The sequence below is a fragment of the Kitasatospora sp. MMS16-BH015 genome (assembly GCF_002943525.1).
In the GTDB taxonomy this organism is placed as follows: domain Bacteria; phylum Actinomycetota; class Actinomycetes; order Streptomycetales; family Streptomycetaceae; genus Kitasatospora.
Window position 1 is genome coordinate 3,500,569 of the sequence record NZ_CP025394.1, and the last position, 21,483, is coordinate 3,522,051.

Genomic DNA, 21,483 nt, shown 5'->3' on the forward strand with positions numbered 1-21,483 from the left:
GTCAGTTGGTCTTTGATCGGGTTGGGCACGGGCCACCGGTTGGCGACCCGCACCGTCCCGCGGTTTGGGCGGAGGAGACCCGGGGGAATCGCGTGGATTCCCCCGGTTCGCCTCCTAATAGCCTAGAGGTTGTGAAACGTCCCGATTACGGGAGTCACTCGCCCTTGGACTTGGCGATGATGTCGTCCGCCACGTTCCGCGGAACCTCGGCGTACGAGTCGAACTGCATCGAGTAGCTCGCGCGACCAGAGGTCTTGCTGCGCAGGTCACCGACGTAGCCGAACATCTCGGAGAGCGGCACCAGCGCCTTGACGACGCGAGCACCGTGACGCTCCTCCATGGCCTGGATCTGGCCACGGCGGGAGTTGATGTCGCCGATCACGTCACCCATGTAGTCCTCGGGGGTGGTGACCTCGACGGCCATCATCGGCTCGAGCAGAGCCGGCGAGGCCTTCTTGGCACCTTCCTTGAACGCCATGGAGCCAGCGATCTTGAACGCGAGCTCGGAGGAGTCGACGTCGTGCGAGGCACCGTCGAGGAGCGTCACGCGGACGCCCTGCAGCGGGTAGCCGGCGAGCACACCGAACTCCATGGCCTCCTGGCAGCCGGCGTCGACCGAAGGGATGTACTCCTTCGGGACGCGGCCACCGGTGACCTTGTTCACGAACTCGTAGCCCTCGCCGGCCTCGATCGGCTCGATCGCGATCTGGATCTTCGCGAACTGACCCGAACCACCGGTCTGCTTCTTGTGCGTGTAGTCGATACGCTCGACGGCCTTGCGGATCGTCTCGCGGTAGGCGACCTGCGGCTTGCCGACGTTGGCCTCGACCTTGAACTCACGCTTCATACGGTCGACCAGCACCTCGAGGTGCAGCTCGCCCATGCCCGCGATGATGGTCTGGCCGGTCTCCTCATCCGTGTTGACCTGGAAGGACGGGTCCTCCTCGGCCAGACGCTGGATGGCGGTACCGAGCCGCTCCTGGTCGCCCTTGGACTTCGGCTCGATCGCGACGCGGATGACCGGGGCCGGGAAGTCCATGGACTCCAGGATGACCGGCTGCTTCTCGTCGGACAGGGTCTCGCCGGTGGTGGTCTGCTTGAGACCCATGACGGCGACGATGTCGCCGGCGCCCACCGAGTCGATCTCCTCACGCTTGTTCGCGTGCATCCGGTAGATCTTGCCGATGCGCTCCTTCTTGCCCTTCACCGAGTTGAGGACGGCGGTGCCGGCCTCGAGACGCCCGGAGTAGACGCGAACGAAGGTGAGCTTGCCCAGGTGCGGGTCGGACATGATCTTGAACGCAAGCGCGGCGAGCGGCTCGTCGTCCGAAGCCTGGCGGACGATCTTCTCTTCGTCGTTGCCCGGCTTGGTGCCCTCGATGCCCTCGATGTCGAGCGGCGACGGCAGGTACTTCACGACCGCGTCGAGCAGGGGCTGGACGCCCTTGTTCTTGAAGGCGGAGCCGCAGAAGATCGGCGTGAAGGCCGACTCCAGGGTGCCCTTGCGGATCGCGGCGACCAGCAGCTCCTCGGGGATGTCCTCGCCCTCCATGGCGAGTTCCATCACCTCGTCGCTGACGTTCGACACGGTGTCGAGGAGCGCCTCGCGGTACTCCTCGGCCTGGTCGACCAGGTCGGCCGGGATGTCGACGGTGTCGTACATCTCGCCCTTGGTCGCCTCGGGCGACCAGACCAGGGCCTTCATCTTCACCAGGTCGACGACGCCGACGAAGTCGGACTCGGCACCGATCGGGAGCTGCATCACCAGCGGGGTCGCGCCGAGGCGGTCCACGATGGTCTGCACGCAGAAGAAGAAGTTGGCGCCCGTGCGGTCCAGCTTGTTGATGAAGCAGATGCGCGGGACACCGTAGCGGTCAGCCTGCCGCCACACGGTCTCGGACTGGGGCTCGACACCGGCGACACCGTCGAACACCGTCACGCCACCGTCGAGGACGCGCAGCGAACGCTCCACCTCGACGGTGAAGTCGACGTGACCCGGGGTGTCGATGATGTTGATGGTGTGGTCGCTGTCATCGAGCGTCCAGTGACAGGTCGTCGCGGCCGACGTGATCGTGATGCCGCGCTCCTGCTCCTGCTCCATCCAGTCCATGGTGGCAGCGCCATCGTGGACCTCACCGATCTTGTACGAGACACCGGTGTAGAACAGGATCCGCTCGGTGGTGGTGGTCTTGCCCGCGTCGATGTGCGCCATGATCCCGATGTTGCGGACCTTGGCGAGGTCAAGGGAGGTTGCAGCCATGGTGGCTCGTTCTCTCTCTGTCTAGTGACGGGGTTCGGACTACCAGCGGTAGTGCGCGAAGGCCTTGTTGGACTCGGCCATCTTGTGGGTGTCCTCGCGACGCTTCACGGAAGCACCGAGGCCGTTGCTGGCGTCGAGGATCTCGTTGAGCAGACGCTCGGTCATGGTCTTCTCGCGACGGGCGCGGGAGTAACCGACGAGCCAGCGGAGCGCCAGGGTGTTGGCGCGGCCCGGACGGACCTCGACCGGCACCTGGTAGGTGGCGCCACCGACGCGGCGGGACTTGACCTCGAGGGTCGGCTTGACGTTCTCGAGCGCGCGCTTGAGGGCGACCACGGGGTCGGCACCGGTCTTCTCGCGGACGCCCTCGAGGGCGCCGTACACGATCCGCTCGGCGGTGGAGCGCTTGCCGTGCAGCAGGATCTTGTTGACCAGCGAGGTGACGAGCGGCGAGCCGTAGACCGGGTCGATGATGACCGGGCGCTTCGGGGCAGGACCCTTACGAGGCATTCTTACTTCTCCTTCTTGGCGCCGTAGCGGCTACGAGCCTGCTTGCGGTTCTTGACACCCTGGGTGTCGAGCGAACCGCGGATGATCTTGTAGCGGACACCAGGAAGGTCCTTCACACGGCCACCGCGGACCAGCACGATGGAGTGCTCCTGCAGGTTGTGGCCCTCGCCCGGAATGTAGGCGGTGACCTCGATCCCGCTGGTGAGGCGCACACGGGCCACCTTACGAAGCGCGGAGTTCGGCTTCTTCGGGGTGGTGGTGTACACACGCGTGCAAACGCCACGGCGCTGGGGGGAGCCCTTCAGCGCGGGCGTCTTGTTCTTCTCGACCTTGTCCTGCCGGCCCTTTCGGACCAGCTGCTGGATCGTAGGCACCGTTTCTCCGTTTTCTGTGTGCCAAGGCTGCGTAAAACTAACCTGCGGTGACCCCAACTCTCCGACCCACGCGGTCGGGTGTGTTGAGCCTCTTGGAGGAGGAATCGCGGAATCCCGTGAGCTGATGTGCACAGCGACGGCGCTCGCGACACCGGAGTACTGCGTACTCCGGCGGCATCGGCCGGTGTGCTTGCACGCACAAGGACCCGGGGACACCCCAGGCACAAGGTCAGAGCGTACCTAGCGCATCGGCGCCGGTCAAAACAAATGCAACGCCGCAGCTCGGCGCCGACGGGGACGGGACACCCGAGTGGCGCAACGGGGTAGCTGCCGTCTTACCACAGACGGCCGCTCCGGGCGAGCCGGGACCACCTGGCGAGCCGGATCCGCGGCGGGCCGCGGGGCAGCCGGCCCGCGACCGGTCAGTGGCCGCCCGCGAACACGGCGACCAGGGCCAGCAGCGCCCAGCCGGCGACCGAGATCCAGCCGAGCACCAGGGCGGCCGTGACCAGGCCCTCACCCTCCTGGCGGCGCTGCTTGAGCTGCCGGGACGCGATGTGGCCGGTGATCACCGCGGGCAGGCCCAGCAGGCCCATGGTGGGCAGGCAGAGCACGCCGAGCACCAGCGAGGCCACCGCCATCGGGTTGGTGGGCGCCTTCGGCGGCGCGGCAGGGAAGAAGGTCTGCGGCACACCCGGCGGGAGACCGCCCAGCGGGCCGGCCGGGAGGTCGGCGGTGAGCTGGGCCAGCTCGCCGTAGGTCTTGGCCGCACTGGCCCAGTCGAACCGCTGGGAGTACTCCTCGGCGGTCAGCCGGCCCTCGGCGTAGGCGGCCTTGAGCACGTCCACCGCCCGGTCGCGGTCGGTCTGCGCGGCACGCATCCCCGGATGGGGCTGCGGAGGCTGACCCCACGGCTGCACGTCCACCAGGCACCTCCCACGGCGACGGGACGCCCCGTGCGCCCCCACTGTCATGGTGCAGGACGAACGGGCCCGCGCGTTAGTTGCAACCCGGGCGCGCCGACGGGGCACGGATCCACCCGAACGGCGGCGACACACCGGCCGACCGGCGGATTCCGGCCCGGCGGCGGGCGGTGAGAGGCTGTCGGCGAAGAGGCTCCGGACCCCAGTCCGGACCAGGCACCAAGCAGGGGGACCAGCGCCATGCAGGCGACCACACCACCGACCGCCGCCGTGAGCATCCACAACCTGTGGAAGCGCTTCGGCGAGCACACCGCCGTCGCCGGGCTCACCCTCGACCTGCCGGCGGGCTCCTTCATCGGTCTGGTCGGCCCCAACGGCGCCGGCAAGACCACCACCCTGTCGATGGCCACCGGCCTGCTCCGCCCCGACCACGGCACCGTGCTGGTGCACGGCGCCGACGTCTGGGCCGACCCGGTGGCGGTCAAGGCCCGGATCGGCATCCTGCCGGAGGGCCTGCGGATGTTCGAGCGCCTCAGCGGGCGCGAACTGCTCCAGTACAACGGCCGGTTGCGCGGCCTGCCGGGCGCCGAGGTGGACCGCCGGGCCGAGGAGCTGCTCACCGTGCTCGACCTGCTCGGCGCCGCCGACAAGCTGGTGGCCGACTACTCCACCGGCATGCGCAAGAAGATCGGCCTGGCCGCCGCGCTGCTGCACAACCCCGACGTGCTCTTCCTCGACGAGCCGTTCGAGGGCGTGGACCCGGTCTCGGCCCAGACCATCCGGGGCGTGCTCAAGCGGTACGCCGCGGCCGGCTCCACCGTGGTCTTCTCCAGCCACGTGATGGAGCTGGTCGAGCAGCTCTGCGACTGGGTGGCCGTGGTGAACGCCGGTCAGATCATCGCCCAGGGTCCACTGGACGCCGTCCGCGGCGACCGCTCGCTGCACTCCGTCTTCCTGGAGCTGATCGGCGTCCGCGAGGACGACGGCGCGGCCCTCGGCTGGCTCGGCGGCGCCGCCGCCCACGACCCCGCGGGTGGCGAGCGATGAGCCGCACCGACCTCGGGGCCGACCCGGCCGCCCGGCCGGCGGATCGCCACCCCCTGCCGGCCGACCGCGAGGTCGTCCGCACGCTCGTCCGGCTCAAGCTCCGGCTGCTCGCCAACGGCCTGCGGCGCAGCCCGCAGCGCCGGGCGGTCTACCTGGTGGGCACCGGCATCGGCCTGCTGTTCGTCGGGCTGATCGCCACGGCCTTCGCCTTCCTGCACGGGCACGCGGGCGCGGCCGACGCCGCCGCGCTGCTGGTCTCCGGGATGACCCTGTCCTGGGCCGCGCTGCCGCTCTTCCTGTTCAGCACCGACGAGAGCGCCGACCCGACCCGGCTCACCATGCTGCCGCTGCGCCCGCGCGCCATGCTGCGCGGCACCCTGCTCGGCGCGCTGATCGGGCCCGGCCCGGTGCTCACCACCCTGCTGCTGACCGGCGCGGTGATCGCCGCCGCCACCGGCGCGGCGGCCGTGCCGTTCGCGGTGCTCGGGGTGCCGCTCGCGCTGGTCACCCTGGTCACGCTCTCCCGGGCCGTCGCGGCCGGCAACGCCCGGCTGCTCTCCTCCCGCCGGGGCAAGGACTTCGCGATCTTCGGCGGCCTGCTCTTCGCGCTGCTGATCCAGGGCGGCAACATCCTTTCGCAGAGCGTCCTCGGCGGGAAGGGCTCCCTGGACCTCTCCGGGCTGCACCCGGTGGCGAGCGTGCTGCGCTGGGTGCCGCCGGTCAGCGCGATCGACGCCGCGCGCAGCGCCGGGGACGGCGCCTACGGCACCGCCGTGGCCCAGCTCGCGCTGGCCGCCGCGCTGCTGGCGCTGCTGCTGCGCTGGTGGGGCGGCACGCTCCAGCAGCTGATGGTGACGGCCGACGCCTCCACCCAGATCGACACCGCCTCGGTCTCCCGCTCCCGGCTCACCGGCATCCTGCCGCCCGGCCGGGCCGGCGCGGCGATGCAGCGGCACCTGCGGTACGCCTGGCGCGAGCCCCGGGCCAAGGCCGCCGTCTTCACCAGCATCGGCATGACGCTGGTCTTCTGCGTGCTCTCGGTGGTGCAGGGCTGGAGCTCGGTGTACGTGGTCGCGGTGGCCGGGCTGATGCTCGGGCTGCAGATGGTCAACCTGTTCGGCATGGACGGCTCGGCGTTCTGGATGGTCGCCTCGACCATCGCCACCCGGCGGGACGCCCGGGACGAGCTGCGCGGCCGGGCGCTCGCGGTGGTCGCGTACGCGGTGCCCAGCGTGCTGGTGCTGGCCCTGGTCCTGGCCGCCGCCACCGGCCAGTGGGGGCAGCTGCCCGCCGCCTTCGGCCTCACCCTGGCCGGCCTCGGCTCGGGCCTCGGCCTGGGCGCGATGCTCAGCGTGCTCGCGCCGTACACCATGCCCGCCGACAGCAACCCGATGCGCAACGCCGCGCCCGGCCAGAGCGGGGTGGTGCTGCTCAACAGCTTCGGCTCGATGGTCGGGGTGGCCGTGCTGACCGCCCCGGTCGGCGTCCTGCTGGGCGTGCTGGCCGGCACCGACTCCCCCACCTGGCCGGTGCTGCTGGTCGGCCCGCTGTACGGCGCCCTGCTGGCCGTGGTCGGGGTCCGGACGGCCGCCGAGCGGCTGCTGCAAAGGCTGCCGGAGATCCTCGCGGTGGCGGTGGAGCGCAGCAGCTGACACCGTGCCCCGGCGCTCCGGCCGGCCGGAGGCCGGTGCCCGTGGCTGCACCGCCCGGGCGGGCCGCCGCGCCCGGCCTATCGGCGCCGCTGCGCCTGGTCCCGACCCTCCGTTCCCCGCCCCCGTCTGCCCGGCCCGCCGCCCGGGCGGCCGCACCCGGCATCATTGGCGGGGTGGGCCGGAGCGAGGGAGAGCGTGGCGTGAACGAGCAAGGCGGGACGGAGGCGCTGCTGGCGCAGGCCGTCCAGGACGTGGTCGCCGCGCAGCCCAAGCGCCTGGACCGGGCGCTGGACGGCGGGGCCTCGCTGCTCGCGGCCTCGGCCGAGCGGTGGCCGGCGGTGAGCCGGGCGGTGCTCGGGCACGCCGAGCAGGCCGTCGGCCGGGCCTGGACGGTGGGCTGGCGGCCGGCCGATCTGGTCCGGGTGGTGCGGCGCTCGCTCGGCCCGGTGCACCTGGCGCTCGCGGTGGACCTGATCGCCGCCGAGGGCCGCCGCCACGGCGCCGCCACGCTGGACCGGCGCTGGCAGGAGCAGCTGCGCGAGCTCGCCGTGGAGGTCTGGTGGGGCCCGGACGAGGCGTACCTGGGCGAGTTCGCCGCCCGGCACCGGCTGGACCGCTTCGCGCTGGCCACCGCCGTGCTGGAGCTCTTCCGGGCCTGGGCCGTGCTGCCGCCGATCACCCCGGTCGGCCCGGCGCCGGGCGCCACCCCGGCCCGTCCGGTCGGCCCGGTGGAGGGCGAGCCCCGGATGCTCTCCCGGATCCGCGCGCTGCTGGCCAAGGCCGAGTCCACCGAGTACCCGGAGGAGGCCGAGGCGCTCACCGCCAAGGCCCAGCAGCTGATGGCCCAGCACTCGATCGACGAGGCCCTGCTGGCCGTGGGGCGGCCGACCGCCGCCACCCCGGCGGCGCTGCGGATCGGTGTGGACAACCCGTACGAGAGCCCGAAGACGATGCTGCTGGACGCGGTGGCGGGGGCCAACCGCTGCCGGGTGGTCTGGGCGAAGGAGTTCGGCTTCTGCACCATCGTCGGCTTCGACGGTGACCTGGACGGGGTGGAGCTGCTCTACACCTCGCTGCTGGTGCAGGCGACGTCGGCGATGCACCGGGCCGGCAGCCGGCAGCACCTGGACGGCGCCTCCCGCACCAAGGCGTTCCGCCAGTCCTTCCTGGTCGCCTACGCGGCGCGGATCCGCGAGCGCCTGGCGGCCGCCACCGAGGAGGCCACCCGGGCCACCGAGGACTCCCGGCTGCTGCCCGCGCTGGCCGCCCGGGAGGCCGCCGTGGACCGGACCATCACCCGGATGTTCCCCAAGCTCACCGCCCAGCGCGTCCGGGTCTCCGACGGCGAGGGCTGGACGGCCGGGCGGGCCGCCGCCGACCGGGCCGACCTGCACGGCCGCAAGGGCGCCATCCGGCGCTGAGGCCCGGGCCGGCTGACGGAAATTGCTCGCGCCGGGGCGGGCGGGCCCGTAGCGTCCGGTGGCATGAGCCGTGACGCCGCGCCCCGCCGCCCCCTGATCGCCGCCCTCACCGGGGCCGGCATCTCCACCGACTCCGGGATCCCGGACTACCGGGGGCCGAACGGGCTCTGGCGGCGGGAGCCGGGGGCCGAGAAGCTGGTCACCTACCAGTACTACGTCGCCGACCCGGAGATCCGCCGCCGCTCCTGGCTGCTGCGTCAGGAGGCGGAGACGCTGACCGCCGAGCCGAACGCGGGCCACCGCGCGCTGGTGGAGCTGGAGCGGGCCGGGGTGCCGCTGCGGGTGCTGACCCAGAACGTGGACGGGCTGCACCAGCGGGCCGGGCTGCCCGACCGCAAGGTGTTCGAGCTGCACGGCACCGCCCAGGAGGTGGACTGCCTCGACTGCGCGGCCCGCACCCCGATGGCCGAGGCGCTGGCCCGGGTCGCGGCCGGCGAGCCCGACCCGGCCTGCCTGGCCTGCGGCGGAGTGCTCAAGCCCGCCACCGTGATGTTCGGCGAGCTGCTCGACACCGAGCTGCTGGCCAAGGCCGAGTCGGTGGCCCAGGCCAGCCAGCTCTTCCTGGCGATCGGCTCCACCCTCCAGGTGTATCCGGTGGCCGGCCTGGTCCGCCTCGCCGCCGAGGCCGGCGCCCGGCTGGTGATCGTCAACGCCGAGGAGACCCCGTACGACCACCTCGCCGAGGAGGTGATCCGCGAGCCGATCTCCACCGCGCTGCCCGCGCTGGTCGGCCGCGTGCTGGCCGGGGAGTTCGGCTGAGGGCGGTGCGTACGATGGCGCCGCTCTGACGTGTCGTGACGGTCGTGACGAGAGGGGTGTGGTCGAGGTGCTGGGGTTCGATCCGGGGTCGGCGGCGTTCGTGGCCGAGCCGTACCAGGCGTACGCGGCGCTGCGGGAGCGGGCGCCGGTGGTGCGGTACGAGCCGACCGGGCAGTGGCTCGTCCCGCGGTACGCCGAGGTCAACGCGCTGCTGCGGGACAGGCGGCTCGGCCGCAGCTACACCCACCGGTTCAGCCACGCCGAGTTCGGCCGCCCCGAGCCGGATCCGGCGCACGAGCCGTTCCACACCCTGAACGACCACGGCCTGCTCGACCTGGAGGGCCCCGACCACACCCGGATCCGCCGCCTGGTCACCAAGGTCTTCACCCCGCGGACGGTCGAGGCGCTGCGCCCGACGGTGGCCGCGCTGGCCGGCGAGCTGGTCGACGGCCTGCTGGCGGCCGGCGGCGGCGATCTGATCGCCGAGGTGGCCGAGCCGCTGCCGGTGGCCGTGATCGCCGAGCTGCTCGGCGTGCCGGCCGCCGACCGGGGCCTGCTGCGGCCCTGGTCGTCCGCGATCACCGGCATGTTCGAGCTCGACCCGACGCCGGAGACGGCCCGCCGCGCGGTGGCGGCCAGCACCGAGTTCTCCGACTACCTGCGCGGGCTGATCCGGCTGCGCCGCACCGACCCCGGGGCGGATCTGCTCAGCGAGCTCGTCCAGGCCCACGACGAGGGCGAGGCGCTCACCGAGCAGGAGCTGATCTCCACCTGCGTGCTGCTGCTCAACGCCGGCCACGAGGCCACCGTCAACACCACCGGCAACGGCTGGTGGGCGCTCTTCCGCCACCCCGGCGAGTTGGCCCGGCTGCGCGGCGCGGTGGACGGGCTGCTGCCCACCGCCGTGGAGGAGCTGATGCGCTGGGACACCCCGCTGCAGCTCTTCGAGCGCTGGGTGCTCGACGAGATCGAGATCGGCGGGGTGACCATCCCGCGCGGCGCCGAGGTCGCCCTGCTCTTCGGCTCCGCCAACCGCGACCCGGCCCGCTTCACCGACCCGGACCGGCTCGACCTCGCCCGCGCCGACAACCCGCACATCTCCTTCGGTGCCGGCGCCCACTTCTGCCTCGGCGCCCCGCTGGCCCGGCTCGAACTCACCGAGTCCTTCGGCGCCCTGCTCCGCCGGGCCCCGGGCCTGCGGCTGGTCCGGGAGCCGTCCTGGCAGCCCGGGTACGTGATCCGGGGCCTGCGCGAGCTCGTCGTCGAGGTCTAGCCCGCCGGGGTGTCCAGGTGGACCAGGCCGGAGACGCTGAAGATCAGGATGGTGTCGACGGTGGCCGGGTGGGTGGCGGCCGGGTGCGGGAAGGTGATGCTCGGGCCCTGCGCGCCGCCGAACTCGGCGGTCTCGCCCGGCTTGATCAGCACCCCGGCCGAGGTGAGCGCGTGCTCGGGCCCCTGGCTCCCGGCGAGGGTGGCCCGGCCGTCCGGCGCCGTGCTCACCATCGACAGGTGCTCGGCCACCTGGCCTTCGTTGCGCACGGTCAGCGTGAGCGCCCCACCCGCGAGCTTCGCGCCGGTCAGCTCCAGGTGCGACCGCGGCCCCTGCACCGAGAGCACCCCCGGGGTGGCCGGCCGGAGGGTAGCGGCGGGCGCAGCCGCGCCGGAAGAGCAACCGGTCGCCAGCAGGGCCGTGGCACCGGCGGCAGCCACCAGCGCGAGGGCCCGGCGGAGAACGGTGGGGTGGGCCGTGGCAGTCATGGCCACCAGTATGAGCACCCTTACGCCCACCCCGGCCGCTGCCCCACCGCTCCCACCGCTCCCACCGCTCCCGCCGCTCCCGCCGCTGCGGCGGCGGCGGCGGCGGCGACGACGGCGGCGACGGCTGCGGCGACGGCGACGGCGACGGCTGCGGCGGCGACGGCGACGGCTGCGGCGGCGACGGCGACGGCGGCGACGGCGACGGCTGCGGCTGCGGCTGCGGCGGCGACGGCGACGGCGGCTGCGGCGACGGCGGCGACGGCGGCTGCGGCGACGGCCTGACCGGTCGGCTGCCCGGCTGACGGACTGACCGGCTGACCGACTGCCTGACCGGTCGGCTGCCCGACTGACCGACTGCCTGACCGGTCAGCTGCCCGACGGGCCGACGGGCCGACGGGCCGACGGGCCGAGCCTCCCGCTTGCTCGCCAGCCGCCCCACCGACCCGCTGCCGCCGACCTACCTGCTCACCGCTCCTGCCGGACCGCCTCAGGCCGGGTAGCGGGCCGCGAGACCGTCCCGGGTGCCGGTGGTGAACGTCGCCACCAGGTCCTCGGCCACCTGGAGGATCACCTCGCGGCCCTCGACCACCGAGGTCCACTCCGCCGGGAGGCCGGCCTCGCCGTACGCGGCGCCGACCAGGTTGCCGCAGACCGCTCCGGTCGAGTCGCTGTCGCCCGAGTGGTTGGCCGCGAGGATCACGGCCTGGCGGGCGTCGGCTCCGGCGAGGGCCGCGTAGACGGCGATGGCCAGGCACTCCTCGGCGACCCAGCCGAGGCCGACCCGCTCCACCGACTCGGAGCTCGGCGTGCCCTCGGCCGCGATGGCGACGGCCCGGCGGAGGGCGGCCACGGTCTCCTCGGCCGAGGGGTGCGCCGCCGTCTGCTCGATCGTCGCGGCGACGGCCTCGGGCAGCTGCGCCCCGGCCGCCACCCGGCTGGTCAGGGCCGCGAAGGCCCCGGCGGCGAGGTAGCCGGTCGGGTGGCCGTGGGTCAACTGGGCCGCCTGGGCGGCGAGTTCGAAGGAGGCCTCCGGCCCGAGCCCGATCAGCCCGAAGGGGGCCGACCGCATCACCGTGCCGCACCCCTTGGAGTGGGCGTTGACCGGGCCGGGCTCGCCGAGCGCCGCCGGGGGCGTGAACTCGCGGTGGTACTCCAGGCCGCTCAGGCAGGCGTTGCCGGGGGCGCGGCGGGCGTAGAGGAAGGGCTGCTCGGCCAGCCAGCCGTCCGGGGCGGTGGGCGCCTCGTCGTACTGGGTGCGCAGCCAGCGCTGGTACGCGGCGTGCAGCGCGGCCACCGGCGGCCGGGTCTCGTGCAGCCGCCCACGGATCAGGCCCTCGGCGGTGAAGAGCGTCATCTGGGTGTCGTCGGTGACCTGCCCGTGCTTGGGCAGCTCGGTGATGCCCTCCGGCCCGTACTCGTCCCGGATCCGCTCCAGCACCTGGAACTCCACCGGCCACCCGAGGGCGTCCCCGACCGCCCCGCCCAACAACGAACCCCGTACCCGCGCGATGAACTCGACCATGCCGCCGAGCCTATCCACTGCCCGGCGCTTCCCATGCCCCGCGCTTCCTAGAATGGAGCGTGGACGAGATGACGGCCTGGCTGGGCTCCCTGACTCCCGAGCGGCTGGCCGCACTGGCGGCGCAGCGCGGCCTGCCCCAGGTGCCCGGCGCCGCCCCCGCCACCCCCGAGCACCTCGCCACCCAGCTGCTCGGCGCCAACTCCGTTCTCACCGCGATGAGTTCGCTCAACCGTCCGGAGCTCCAGACCCTCACCGCGGTGGCGGCGCTGGCCGCCCGGCTGCACGGCCCGGCCGCCACCGACCAGCACGGGCCGGTCGGGTTCGCCGGCACGGGCCCGGTGCGGCGGGCCCCGGCGGGCCGGGCGCCGGAGCCCGGGGAGCGGCTGGTGCCGAGAGCCCTGCTGCTGGCCGAGTTGGGCCCGGCGGCCGAGCCGGTGCTGGCCCGGCTGGTGGCGCAGGCGCTGGTGCTGCCGGTGGCCGGTGAGCAGCTGGCCGTGCCGGCCGTGCTGCACCGCAGGGCCGCCGAACTCCAGGGCCTGGGAAGGCCGTTGGCGCAGCTGCTGCCCGCCGCGCACCGGGCCGCCGAGCTGCGGCGGATCGCCCGCACCCTCGGGCTGCCCGATCTCCCGCAGGACGCCTCCGACCCACTTGCCGACCAGCAGACCGCACGGCTCCTCGAACGGCTCATCGCCGCCCTCGGCGAGGCCGAGCGGCTGCGGCGGCTGGTGGCGCAAGCGCCGCCGGAGGCCGTGGAGTTGCTCGACGTCCTGCTGCCCGGGCCGCCCCGGGTACGGGTCGGCTGCTTCGCGCCGGATCCGGGCACCCACGGCAAGTACCTGCTGAGCGACGGCAGTTCGGTCGATCCGGGTGAGCACTGGCTGGCTGCGCGCGGCCTGCTGTTGCCGGTCGGGGGCGGGCTGGCCGAGCTGCCGTACGAGATCGGTGCGGCCCTGCGCGGCGACACCCCGCTGCCGTTCACCCCCACGCCGCCGGCCCCGCCGACCCACCCGCTGACCAGCCGTCAGCCGGGCCGGGCCCAGGCCGCGGCCGCCGAGGCGGCCGGCCGGGCCGAGCTGCTGCTGCGCACCACGGCCGCCGAGCCGCCGGCCCTGCGCCGCACCGGCGGCCTGGCCGTCCGCGACGCCAAGGCGCTGGCCAAGGCCCTCGCCACCGACGAGCGCGAGACCCGGCTCTGGATCGACCTCGCCGCCAACGCCGCCCTGCTCGCCCCCCACCGGATGCCCGACGGCACCCTCCGGCTGCTCCCCACCGAGCGGTACGACGCCTGGCTGGCCGCCACCCCCGCCGAGCGTCTGGTGCCGCTGCTCGCCACCTGGGCCGTCACCCCGGCGGTCTTCACCCGCTCCCCGGAGGGCGGCGCACTGGCCACCCCGGACGACCCCACCGCCGTCCCGCTCCGCCGCTCCGCGCTGGAGCTCCTGGCCGCCCTTCCCCCGGGCCGAGGCCTGGCCGCACCCTCCGCCGAGACGACCCCCGTGCACCACGTCCGCGACGCCCTCGCCTGGCAGCAGCCGCTCCTCCCGGCCCCGGACCCGGCGGCCGTGGCCGCCACCCTCGCCGAGGCCGACCTGCTCGGCCTGGCCGCCGAGGGCGCCCTCACTCCGACCGGCCACGCCGTCCTCGGGCTGCTGCGCGCCGGTGCGGCCCGGCACTTCCCGGCCGTCCCCGGCGCGGGCCCCGACCTCTCCCGTCACCCCGCACTCGCCGAAGCCGTCAGCCGCTTGCGGGAAGCCCTCACCGGCCAGCTGCCGCCCCCGCAGCGCACCGCCCGGTACCAGGCCGACCTGACGGCCCTGGTGGCCGGCCGCCCGGCGCCCGCGCTGGCGGAGCTGCTCGACGCGGTGGCCGACCGGGAGTCGGAGGGCCAGGCGGTGGTGTGGCGGTTCGGGCCGGCCTCCGTGCGGCGGGCGCTGGACGCGGGGGCCGACCCGGTGGAGCTGGTCGCCGGGCTGGAGGCCGTGGCCGAGGGCGGCCACCGGCTCCCCCAGCCGCTCGCCTACCTGATCGCCGACACGGCCCGCACCCACGGTCGGATCCGGGTGGTCGAGACCGCCTGCTGCCTGTGCTCGACGGACGAGGCCCTCGTCCTGGAGCTCGCGCACAGCCGGGCCCTCGCGCCGCTGGGGCTGCGCCGGATCGCCCCGACCGTCCTGCTCACGGCCGTCTCCGCCGCCGAGACCCTGGCCGGGCTGCGGGCGGCCGGCTACGCCCCCGTGCTGGAGGCCGGGACCGGCACCACGCTGGTGGAGCGCACCCCCGTGCTCCGCTCCACCAGCCAGCTGCCCGAACTACGGCCCTAGCCGGCCCCCCCCGGGTCCCGGGCCCCGGGCCCCGGGCCCCGGGCAGCCCTCAGGACTCCCCCGCGACGACCGCCCCGGCCTCGTACGCGAAGACCACCGCGTGCACCCGGTCGCGCAGGTGCAGCTTGGCCAGCACGTTGCTCACGTGCGTCTTCACGGTGTGCTCGCTGACCGTCAGCTCGGCCGCGATCTCGGCGTTGGACAGGCCCCGGGCGAGCAGCCGCAGGGTCTCCTGCTCCCGCCCGGTCAGCTGGTCGAGCAGCCGGGAGCGCGGCACGGCGGCCGGGCCGCCCGGGCGGCGGGCGGCGAACTCGCCGATCAGGCGGCGGGTCACCGAGGGGGCGAGCAGCGCCTCGCCGGAGGCGACCATCCGGACTCCGTGCACCAGGTCGTCCCGGCGGACGTCCTTGAGCAGGAAGCCGCTGGCCCCCGCGTACAGCGCGTCGTAGACGTAGTCGTCGATGTCGAAGGTGGTCAGCATGATCACCCTGGTCTCCGGGTGGCCGGCGCAGACCTGCCTGGCGGCCTCCAGGCCGTCCATCACCGGCATCCGCACGTCAAGCAGCAGCACGTCCGGCCGGTGCTCGGCCACCGCCGCCACGGCCTGCGCGCCGTCGCCGGCCTCGGCCACCACCTCGATGTCCGGCTGCGCGTCCAGGATCATCCCGAACCCGGCCCGCACCAGCTCCTGGTCGTCCGCGACCACCACCCTGATCAATGCCCAACCCCCGTGTCAGCCCAGTGGCAGCTTCGCGCTCACCAGGAATCCCTCGCCGTCCTCGCGCGGCCCGGCCCAGGCCTGGCCGCCGCAGGCGGCCGCCCGTTCCCGGACGCCGACCAGCCCGCGCCCGCCGGACCACCCGGCGCCACGGGCCCGGGCACCGCCCGGGCCGTCGTCGGCGACGGCGACCTCCAGCGCCTCCCCCGTACGGGTGAGGCGGACGCTCACCCGGCCGGCCCCGGAGTGCTTGACCGTGTTGGTCAGCGCCTCCTGGACGATCCGGTACGCCGCCGTCTCCACGTCCGGGGGCATCGTACGCTGCCCCTCCAGTCGAAGATCGAGATCGACCTCGATCCCGGCCCCGCGCACCCGCTCGGCCACCCCCGCCAGCTCGGCCAGCTTCGGCTGCGGCGCCAGCTGCGGGCCCGCGTCCTCCGTCTTGAGCACCCCGAGCACCCGGCGCAGCTGCACCATGGCGTCCCGCCCGGAGTCGGCGATGGTGTCGAAGGCGCGGACCGCCCGGTCCGGGTCGCTGCGCACCACCACCGGGCCCGCCTCGGCCTGGATCACCATCAGCGAGACGGCGTGCGCCAGGATGTCGTGCATCTCGCGGGCGATCCGCCCGCGCTCCTCGGCCACCGCCCGGGCCGCGTCGCTGGCGGCGCGCAGCCCCAGCTCGTGCGCCCGCTCCCGCTCCAGCGCGGCCAGCCGGCGGTTCTGCCGCACCAGGGTGCCGAAGACGAAGCTGCCCACCGACATCATCAGGCTGAACAGCATCCCGTTGATCGAGTACGTGCCGAGCACGTTCGCCACCACCAGGGCGGCCAGTGTGCTCCAGCGCTGCCACTCCTCGGCCCGGTCGGCCACGGTGTAGATGCCGATCACCATGTAGAGCTCGACCTGCGGCTGCGCGTTGTGCGCCACCACCGAGAGCACCAGCGCGGGCAGGCCGCAGAGCAGCAGCACCAGCGCCGGGGCCCGGCGCCGCCAGGGCATCGGCAGGGCGGTGCTCACCGCCAGCAGGTAGGTCCACCAGGGCCAGCCGCTGTCGTGGAAGACCGCCCAGACCGAGACCACCGCCGAGAGCAGCGCCAGCAGCCCGTCCGCCACGTACGGGCTGACGCCCCGGGGTCTCGCCCATCGCCGCGCCCAGTCCACGTCCGCCCCCTCCGGCTCGGGCGGCCGGCCCGCCCCCGGGAGCAGATCCTGCCGTACCCGCAGGTCGGCGGGCACCTCAGGCCCCCGTGACGGTGACGTCGCCCGTCTGGGTGGTGGCGGTGACGGTCCGGGTGGCGGCAGGGTCCTGCCGGACGCCGACGTTGACGTTGCCGGTCTGCGCCTTGGCGTTCACCTGGTAGGCGGCGGCGGTCGGCAGCTTCAGCCGGATGCTGCCGGTCTCGGTGCTGCCGTGCACCTCGCTGACATCGCCGGTGAAGGTCGCCGAGACGTCGCCGGTCTGGCTGCTCAGGCTGGCCTTCGCCCCGGCCAGCTCGCCGGCGTGGATGCTGCCGGTCTCGGTGCGGGCGTCCACCTCGGCCTTCAGCCCGGCCAGCTGCACCGAGCCGGTGCCGGCCACCACCCGGACCACCGTGCCCGCCGGCACCTTCACCTCGTACCCCACCGCGCAGTCGTGGTCCGGGCAGCTGTACCCGAGGGTCAGCGTGCCGTCGGCGGCCGTGGCGTGGGTCGCGTCCGGCTGCTCGTCCCGGTAGCTGCGGTGCTCGGTGACCTGCACGGCCGTCCCGCCGCCGGTGACCTTCACGTCCCCCGTGTCGCTCCGCACCACCAGCGTCTTCACCGCCTCCCCCACCCCGTAGCTGACGTCCTCGTGCTGCCGGTCGTCGCTCAGGAAGCACCCCGACATCCCGAACAGCACCGCCCCCGTGATCGCCGCCGCACCCAGCACCCGCTTGAACCCGCTCATCCCCGTACCCCCTGCTCGTTCTCCGCCCGGCCTCCCCGGACACCGAGAATCCTGCCCGCCACCCCCCTCACCCCGACTCCCCCGCCCGGGCGGTTTACCCGCCTCCCCCTCAGGAGGGAGTCAGGGTGCCGAGGGGAAGCGGTGGTCCGCCTGCACGAACGGCCCTTTCGGGCCAAGGGTGGGAACGCCGCAGGGCGGCCACCCCGTGAGGGGTGACCGCCCTGGCGGATCAAGCAGGGACTCAGCCGGTGTACGGGCCGTAGTCGTAGTCGTCCAGCGGGACGGCCTGGCCGGAGCCGGTGCCGAAGGGCGACAGGTCGTAGTCGTCGTAGCCGACGGCCGAGTACATCGCGGCCTTGGCCTCCTCGGTCGGCTCGACCCGGATGTTGCGGTAGCGGGGCAGACCCGTACCGGCCGGGATGAGCTTACCGAGGATGACGTTCTCCTTGAGGCCAAGGAGCGGGTCCGACTTGGCGTGGATCGCCGCGTCGGTGAGCACCCGGGTCGTCTCCTGGAAGGAGGCGGCCGACAGCCAGGACTCGGTGGCCAGCGAGGCCTTGGTGATACCCATCAGCTGCGGACGGCCGGAGGCGGGGTGACCGCCCTCGGAGACCACACGACGGTTCTCGGTCTCGAAGCGGCCGCGCTCGACGAGCTCGCCCGGGAGCAGCTCGGCGTCGCCCGACTCGATGATCGTCACGCGGCGGAGCATCTGCCGGATGATGATCTCGATGTGCTTGTCGTGGATCGACACGCCCTGCGAGTTGTAGACCTTCTGGACTTCGGCCACCAGGTGGATCTGGACGGCACGCTGGCCCATGATGCGCAGGACGTCGTGCGGGTTGGTCGCACCCATGGTCAGCTTCTGGCCGACCGCGACCGCCTCGCCCTCGGAGACCAGCAGCTTGACACGCTTGGAGACCGGGTAGGCGATCTCGTCGGTGCCGTCGTCCGGCGTGATGACGATCTTGCGGGTCTTCTCGGTGTCCTCGATCCGCACGCGGCCGTCGGCCTCGGAGATCGGGGCCACACCCTTGGGGGTGCGGGCCTCGAAGAGCTCGACGACACGGGGCAGACCCTGGGTGATGTCGTCACCGGCCACACCACCGGTGTGGAAGGTACGCATGGTCAGCTGGGTGCCGGGCTCACCGATGGACTGGGCGGCAATGATGCCGACCGCCTCACCGATGTCGACCAGCTTGCCGGTGGCCAGCGAGCGGCCGTAGCAGAAGGCACAGGTGCCGACGGCCGACTCACAGGTCAGGATCGAGCGGGTCTTGACCTCGGCGATGCCGTGGCGGATCAGCTCGTCGATCAGCACGTCACCGAGGTCGGTGTTGGCGGTGGCAAGGAGCTTGCCGTCCACCGTGATGTCCTCGGCGAGCATGCGGGCGTAGACGCTGGTCTCGACGTCGTCCGTCTTGCGCAGGACGCCGTCGGCACCGACGGTGCCGATCGCCAGCTTCAGGCCGCGCTCGGTGCCGCAGTCCTCCTCGCGAATGATGACGTCCTGGGAGACGTCGACCAGACGACGGGTGAGGTAGCCGGAGTCGGCGGTACGGAGGGCGGTGTCCGCGAGACCCTTACGGGCACCGTGGGTGGAGATGAAGTACTCCAGCACGGAGAGACCCTCACGGAACGACGCCTTGATGGGTCGCGGGATGGTCTCGTTCTTCGCGTTGGACACCAGACCACGCATACCGGCGATCTGACGCATCTGCATCATGTTTCCACGAGCACCCGAGTCGACCATCATGAAGATGGGGTTCGTCTTCGGGAAGTTCGCGTTCATCGCCTCGGCGACCTCGTTGGTCGCGCGGGTCCAGATGCCGATGAGCTCGCTCTTGCGCTCCTCGTTGGTGATCAGGCCGCGCTCGTACTGGCGCTGCACCTTCTCGGCCTGGGCCTCGTAGCCCTCGAGGATCTGCGGCTTGCTCGGCGGCACGACGACGTCCGAGATGGAGACGGTGACGCCCGAGCGGGTCGACCAGTGGAAGCCGGCCGCCTTCAGGTTGTCCAGGGTCGCCGCGACGACGACCTTGGGGTAGCGCTCCGCCAGGTCGTTGACGATCGCGGAGAGCTGCTTCTTGCCCACCTCGTAGTCGACGAACGGGTAGTCCTCGGGCAGCAGCTCGTTGAAGAGCGCGCGGCCCAGGGTGGTGTCCAGGCGGAAGGACTCGCCCTCGAACCAGGCCGGCTGACCGTCCTCGTCCACCGGCACGGTCCAGCCGCGGGGCGGCACGGTGCCGATCGGCAGGCGGAGCGAGATCGGGGCCTGGACGTCCAGCTCGCGGGCGTCGAAGGCCATGATCGCCTCGGCGGTGGAGGAGAAGGAGCGGCCGGCGCCCTTCACCTCCTCGCGGTCCGAGGTGAGGAAGAACAGACCGAGCACCATGTCCTGGGTCGGCATGGTGACGGGGCGACCGTCGGCCGGCTTCAGGATGTTGTTCGAGGACAGCATCAGGATGCGGGCCTCGGCCTGCGCCTCCGCGGAGAGCGGCAGGTGGACGGCCATCTGGTCACCGTCGAAGTCCGCGTTGAACGCGGTGCAGACGAGCGGGTGGATCTGGATGGCCTTGCCCTCGACCAGCTGGGGCTCGAAGGCCTGAATGCCGAGGCGGTGCAGGGTGGGCGCACGGTTCAGCAGCACCGGGTGCTCGGCGATGACCTCTTCGAGGACGTCCCACACGACCGGGCGGGCGCGCTCGACCATGCGCTTGGCCGACTTGATGTTCTGCGCGTGGTTCAGGTCGACCAGGCGCTTCATCACGAACGGCTTGAAGAGCTCCAGCGCCATGGCCTTCGGCAGACCGCACTGGTGCAGCTTGAGCTGCGGGCCGACGACGATGACCGAACGGGCGGAGTAGTCGACTCGCTTGCCGAGCAGGTTCTGGCGGAAACGACCCTGCTTGCCCTTCAGCATGTCGCTGAGGGACTTCAGCGGACGGTTGCCGGGGCCCGTGACGGGGCGACCACGACGGCCGTTGTCGAAGAGGGCGTCGACCGCCTCCTGGAGCATGCGCTTCTCGTTGTTGACGATGATCTCGGGCGCGCCGAGGTCGAGAAGCCGCTTCAGGCGGTTGTTGCGGTTGATCACGCGGCGGTACAGGTCATTCAGGTCGGAGGTCGCGAAGCGGCCACCGTCCAGCTGCACCATCGGACGCAGGTCCGGCGGGATGACCGGGACGCAGTCCAGCACCATGCCGTTGGGCTTGTTGGTGGTCTGCAGGAACGCGGAGACGACCTTGAGGCGCTTGAGCGCACGGGTCTTCTTCTGGCCCTTGCCGCTGCGGATGATCTCGCGCAGGCGCTCGGACTCCTCGGCCAGGTCGAAGGTCTCCAGGCGGTCCTTGAGGGCCGCGGCACCCATCGAGCCGGAGAAGTACGTGCCGAAGCGGTCGCGCAGCTCGCGGTAGAGCAGCTCGTCGCCCTCGAGGTCCTGGACCTTGAGGTTCTTGAAGCGGGCCCACACCTCGTCGAGGCGGTCGAGCTCGCGCTGCGCGCGGTCGCGCAGCTGCTTCATCTCGCGCTCGGCACCCTCGCGCACCTTGCGGCGCACGTCGGCCTTGGCGCCCTCGGCCTCCAGCTCGGCGAGGTCGGTCTCGGCCTTCTTGGCGCGGTTCTCCAGGTCGGAGTCGCGACGGTTCTCGATCTGCTGGCGCTCGACCGAGACGTGCGCCTCCAGGGACGGGAGGTCGCGCTGGCGACGCTCGTCGTCCACCCAGGTGATCATGTAGGCGGCGAAGTAGATGACCTTCTCGAGGTCCTTGGGAGCAAGGTCGAGGAGGTAACCCAGACGCGACGGGACACCCTTGAAGTACCAGATGTGGGTGACCGGGGCGGCCAGCTCGATGTGGCCCATCCGCTCGCGGCGGACCTTGGCGCGAGTGACCTCGACGCCGCAGCGCTCGCAGATGATGCCCTTGAAGCGGACGCGCTTGTACTTACCGCAGTAGCACTCCCAGTCCCGGGTGGGGCCGAAGATCTTCTCGCAGAAGAGCCCGTCCTTTTCCGGCTTCAGGGTGCGGTAGTTGATGGTCTCCGGCTTCTTGACCTCGCCGTGGGACCACTGGCGGATGTCGTCGGCGGTGGCCAGGCCGATGCGGAGCTCGTCGAAGAAGTTGACGTCAAGCACTGGTCGTCAAGCCCTCTTTCGTGAATCGAGAGTCTGTCTGTTGGTCTGAGGGGGGCCTGGGGGCTGGGCCGGCTCTCAAGGGTGAGAGCCGGCCCG

Annotated in this window: 17 protein-coding genes; 7 read left to right on the forward strand and 10 right to left on the reverse strand. The window is 72.9% G+C overall.

Annotated features, from left to right (window positions below; genetic code table 11):
- Positions 1 to 154: 154 nt before the first annotated feature.
- From fusA to CFP65_RS15105, 4 genes are all read right to left on the reverse strand, one after another.
- Positions 155 to 2,260 carry an elongation factor G gene (gene fusA / locus CFP65_RS15090; protein ID WP_104816590.1) on the reverse strand — a complete coding sequence of 702 codons (2,106 nt, stop codon included), beginning with the start codon at positions 2,258 to 2,260 and terminating at the stop codon, positions 155 to 157.
- Positions 2,261 to 2,299: 39 nt separating this feature from the next.
- Positions 2,300 to 2,770: a 30S ribosomal protein S7 gene (gene rpsG / locus CFP65_RS15095; protein WP_030457432.1), complete on the reverse strand. Its 471-nt coding sequence runs from the start codon at positions 2,768 to 2,770 to the stop codon at positions 2,300 to 2,302.
- A gap of 2 nt (positions 2,771 to 2,772) precedes the next feature.
- On the reverse strand, positions 2,773 to 3,144 hold the full coding sequence (gene rpsL, locus CFP65_RS15100) for a 30S ribosomal protein S12 (RefSeq protein WP_014144289.1): 372 nt from the start codon (positions 3,142 to 3,144) through the stop codon (positions 2,773 to 2,775).
- Positions 3,145 to 3,566: 422 nt separating this feature from the next.
- Positions 3,567 to 4,025 carry a DUF1707 and DUF4190 domain-containing protein gene (locus CFP65_RS15105; RefSeq protein ID WP_104816591.1) on the reverse strand — a complete coding sequence of 153 codons (459 nt, stop codon included), beginning with the start codon at positions 4,023 to 4,025 and terminating at the stop codon, positions 3,567 to 3,569.
- A gap of 282 nt (positions 4,026 to 4,307) precedes the next feature.
- Here CFP65_RS15105 and CFP65_RS15110 point away from each other — a divergent pair, with 282 nt between their 5' ends.
- From CFP65_RS15110 to CFP65_RS15130, 5 genes are all read left to right on the forward strand, one after another.
- Positions 4,308 to 5,114, forward strand: coding sequence for an ABC transporter ATP-binding protein (locus tag CFP65_RS15110; RefSeq protein ID WP_104816592.1), 807 nt, complete (start codon positions 4,308 to 4,310; stop codon positions 5,112 to 5,114).
- Positions 5,111 to 6,766 (forward strand): transporter, encoded by a 1,656-nt coding sequence (locus CFP65_RS15115; RefSeq protein ID WP_104816593.1) that lies wholly within the window; start codon positions 5,111 to 5,113, stop codon positions 6,764 to 6,766. The genes CFP65_RS15110 and CFP65_RS15115 overlap by 4 nt, the downstream gene beginning before the upstream one ends.
- A 227-nt stretch (positions 6,767 to 6,993) precedes the next feature.
- Positions 6,994 to 8,187 carry a DUF2786 domain-containing protein gene (locus CFP65_RS15120; protein ID WP_371682533.1) on the forward strand — a complete coding sequence of 398 codons (1,194 nt, stop codon included), beginning with the start codon at positions 6,994 to 6,996 and terminating at the stop codon, positions 8,185 to 8,187.
- Between the two features lie 63 nt (positions 8,188 to 8,250).
- Positions 8,251 to 9,006, forward strand: coding sequence for a Sir2 family NAD-dependent protein deacetylase (locus CFP65_RS15125; RefSeq protein ID WP_104816594.1), 756 nt, complete (start codon positions 8,251 to 8,253; stop codon positions 9,004 to 9,006).
- A 58-nt stretch (positions 9,007 to 9,064) separates the two neighbouring features.
- Positions 9,065 to 10,279 (forward strand): cytochrome P450, encoded by a 1,215-nt coding sequence (locus CFP65_RS15130; RefSeq protein ID WP_104816595.1) that lies wholly within the window; start codon positions 9,065 to 9,067, stop codon positions 10,277 to 10,279.
- Here CFP65_RS15130 and CFP65_RS15135 read toward each other — a convergent pair.
- Positions 10,276 to 10,764: a hypothetical protein gene (locus tag CFP65_RS15135; RefSeq protein ID WP_158702177.1), complete on the reverse strand. Its 489-nt coding sequence runs from the start codon at positions 10,762 to 10,764 to the stop codon at positions 10,276 to 10,278. The two genes, CFP65_RS15130 and CFP65_RS15135, sit on opposite strands and share 4 nt — an antisense overlap.
- Between CFP65_RS15135 and CFP65_RS39985 the strand changes: the two genes are divergently transcribed.
- Positions 10,747 to 11,046 carry a hypothetical protein gene (locus CFP65_RS39985; protein ID WP_158702178.1) on the forward strand — a complete coding sequence of 100 codons (300 nt, stop codon included), beginning with the start codon at positions 10,747 to 10,749 and terminating at the stop codon, positions 11,044 to 11,046. The genes CFP65_RS15135 and CFP65_RS39985 overlap by 18 nt on opposite strands.
- A gap of 205 nt (positions 11,047 to 11,251) precedes the next feature.
- Here CFP65_RS39985 and CFP65_RS15145 read toward each other — a convergent pair whose 3' ends face one another.
- Positions 11,252 to 12,286 carry an ADP-ribosylglycohydrolase family protein gene (locus tag CFP65_RS15145; RefSeq protein WP_104816597.1) on the reverse strand — a complete coding sequence of 345 codons (1,035 nt, stop codon included), beginning with the start codon at positions 12,284 to 12,286 and terminating at the stop codon, positions 11,252 to 11,254.
- Positions 12,287 to 12,354: 68 nt separating this feature from the next.
- Between CFP65_RS15145 and CFP65_RS15150 the strand changes: the two genes are divergently transcribed.
- Positions 12,355 to 14,607, forward strand: coding sequence for a helicase-associated domain-containing protein (locus CFP65_RS15150; protein WP_104816598.1), 2,253 nt, complete (start codon positions 12,355 to 12,357; stop codon positions 14,605 to 14,607).
- Between the two features lie 49 nt (positions 14,608 to 14,656).
- Here CFP65_RS15150 and CFP65_RS15155 read toward each other — a convergent pair whose 3' ends face one another.
- The 4 genes from CFP65_RS15155 to CFP65_RS15170 form a co-directional block, all read right to left on the reverse strand.
- Positions 14,657 to 15,316 carry a response regulator transcription factor gene (locus CFP65_RS15155; RefSeq protein WP_305778272.1) on the reverse strand — a complete coding sequence of 220 codons (660 nt, stop codon included), beginning with the start codon at positions 15,314 to 15,316 and terminating at the stop codon, positions 14,657 to 14,659.
- Between the two features lie 24 nt (positions 15,317 to 15,340).
- A complete protein-coding gene (locus CFP65_RS15160; RefSeq protein WP_254552401.1) occupies positions 15,341 to 16,561 on the reverse strand; it encodes a sensor histidine kinase in 1,221 nt (406 codons plus the stop codon).
- A gap of 1 nt (position 16,562) precedes the next feature.
- A complete protein-coding gene (locus tag CFP65_RS15165; RefSeq protein ID WP_104816599.1) occupies positions 16,563 to 17,252 on the reverse strand; it encodes a DUF4097 family beta strand repeat-containing protein in 690 nt (229 codons plus the stop codon).
- A 241-nt stretch (positions 17,253 to 17,493) separates the two neighbouring features.
- Entirely contained in the window at positions 17,494 to 21,387 is a 3,894-nt protein-coding gene (locus tag CFP65_RS15170) for a DNA-directed RNA polymerase subunit beta' (protein ID WP_104816600.1), read from the reverse strand.
- Positions 21,388 to 21,483 lie beyond the last annotated feature (96 nt).

Bases quoted from the DNA above. Each gene is read 5' to 3' on its own strand.
- fusA (WP_104816590.1), bottom strand. From the start codon at position 2,260: ATGGCTGCAACCTCCCTTGACCTCGCCAAGGTCCGCAACATCGGGATC.
- rpsG (WP_030457432.1), bottom strand. From the start codon at position 2,770: ATGCCTCGTAAGGGTCCTGCCCCGAAGCGCCCGGTCATCATCGACCCG.
- CFP65_RS15105 (WP_104816591.1), bottom strand. From the start codon at position 4,025: ATGCGTGCCGCGCAGACCGACCGCGACCGGGCGGTGGACGTGCTCAAG.
- CFP65_RS15110 (WP_104816592.1), top strand. From the start codon at position 4,308: ATGCAGGCGACCACACCACCGACCGCCGCCGTGAGCATCCACAACCTG.
- CFP65_RS15115 (WP_104816593.1), top strand. From the start codon at position 5,111: ATGAGCCGCACCGACCTCGGGGCCGACCCGGCCGCCCGGCCGGCGGAT.
- CFP65_RS15125 (WP_104816594.1), top strand. From the start codon at position 8,251: ATGAGCCGTGACGCCGCGCCCCGCCGCCCCCTGATCGCCGCCCTCACC.
- CFP65_RS15135 (WP_158702177.1), bottom strand. From the start codon at position 10,764: ATGACTGCCACGGCCCACCCCACCGTTCTCCGCCGGGCCCTCGCGCTG.
- CFP65_RS15145 (WP_104816597.1), bottom strand. From the start codon at position 12,286: ATGGTCGAGTTCATCGCGCGGGTACGGGGTTCGTTGTTGGGCGGGGCG.
- CFP65_RS15150 (WP_104816598.1), top strand. From the start codon at position 12,355: ATGACGGCCTGGCTGGGCTCCCTGACTCCCGAGCGGCTGGCCGCACTG.
- CFP65_RS15165 (WP_104816599.1), bottom strand. From the start codon at position 17,252: ATGAGCGGGTTCAAGCGGGTGCTGGGTGCGGCGGCGATCACGGGGGCG.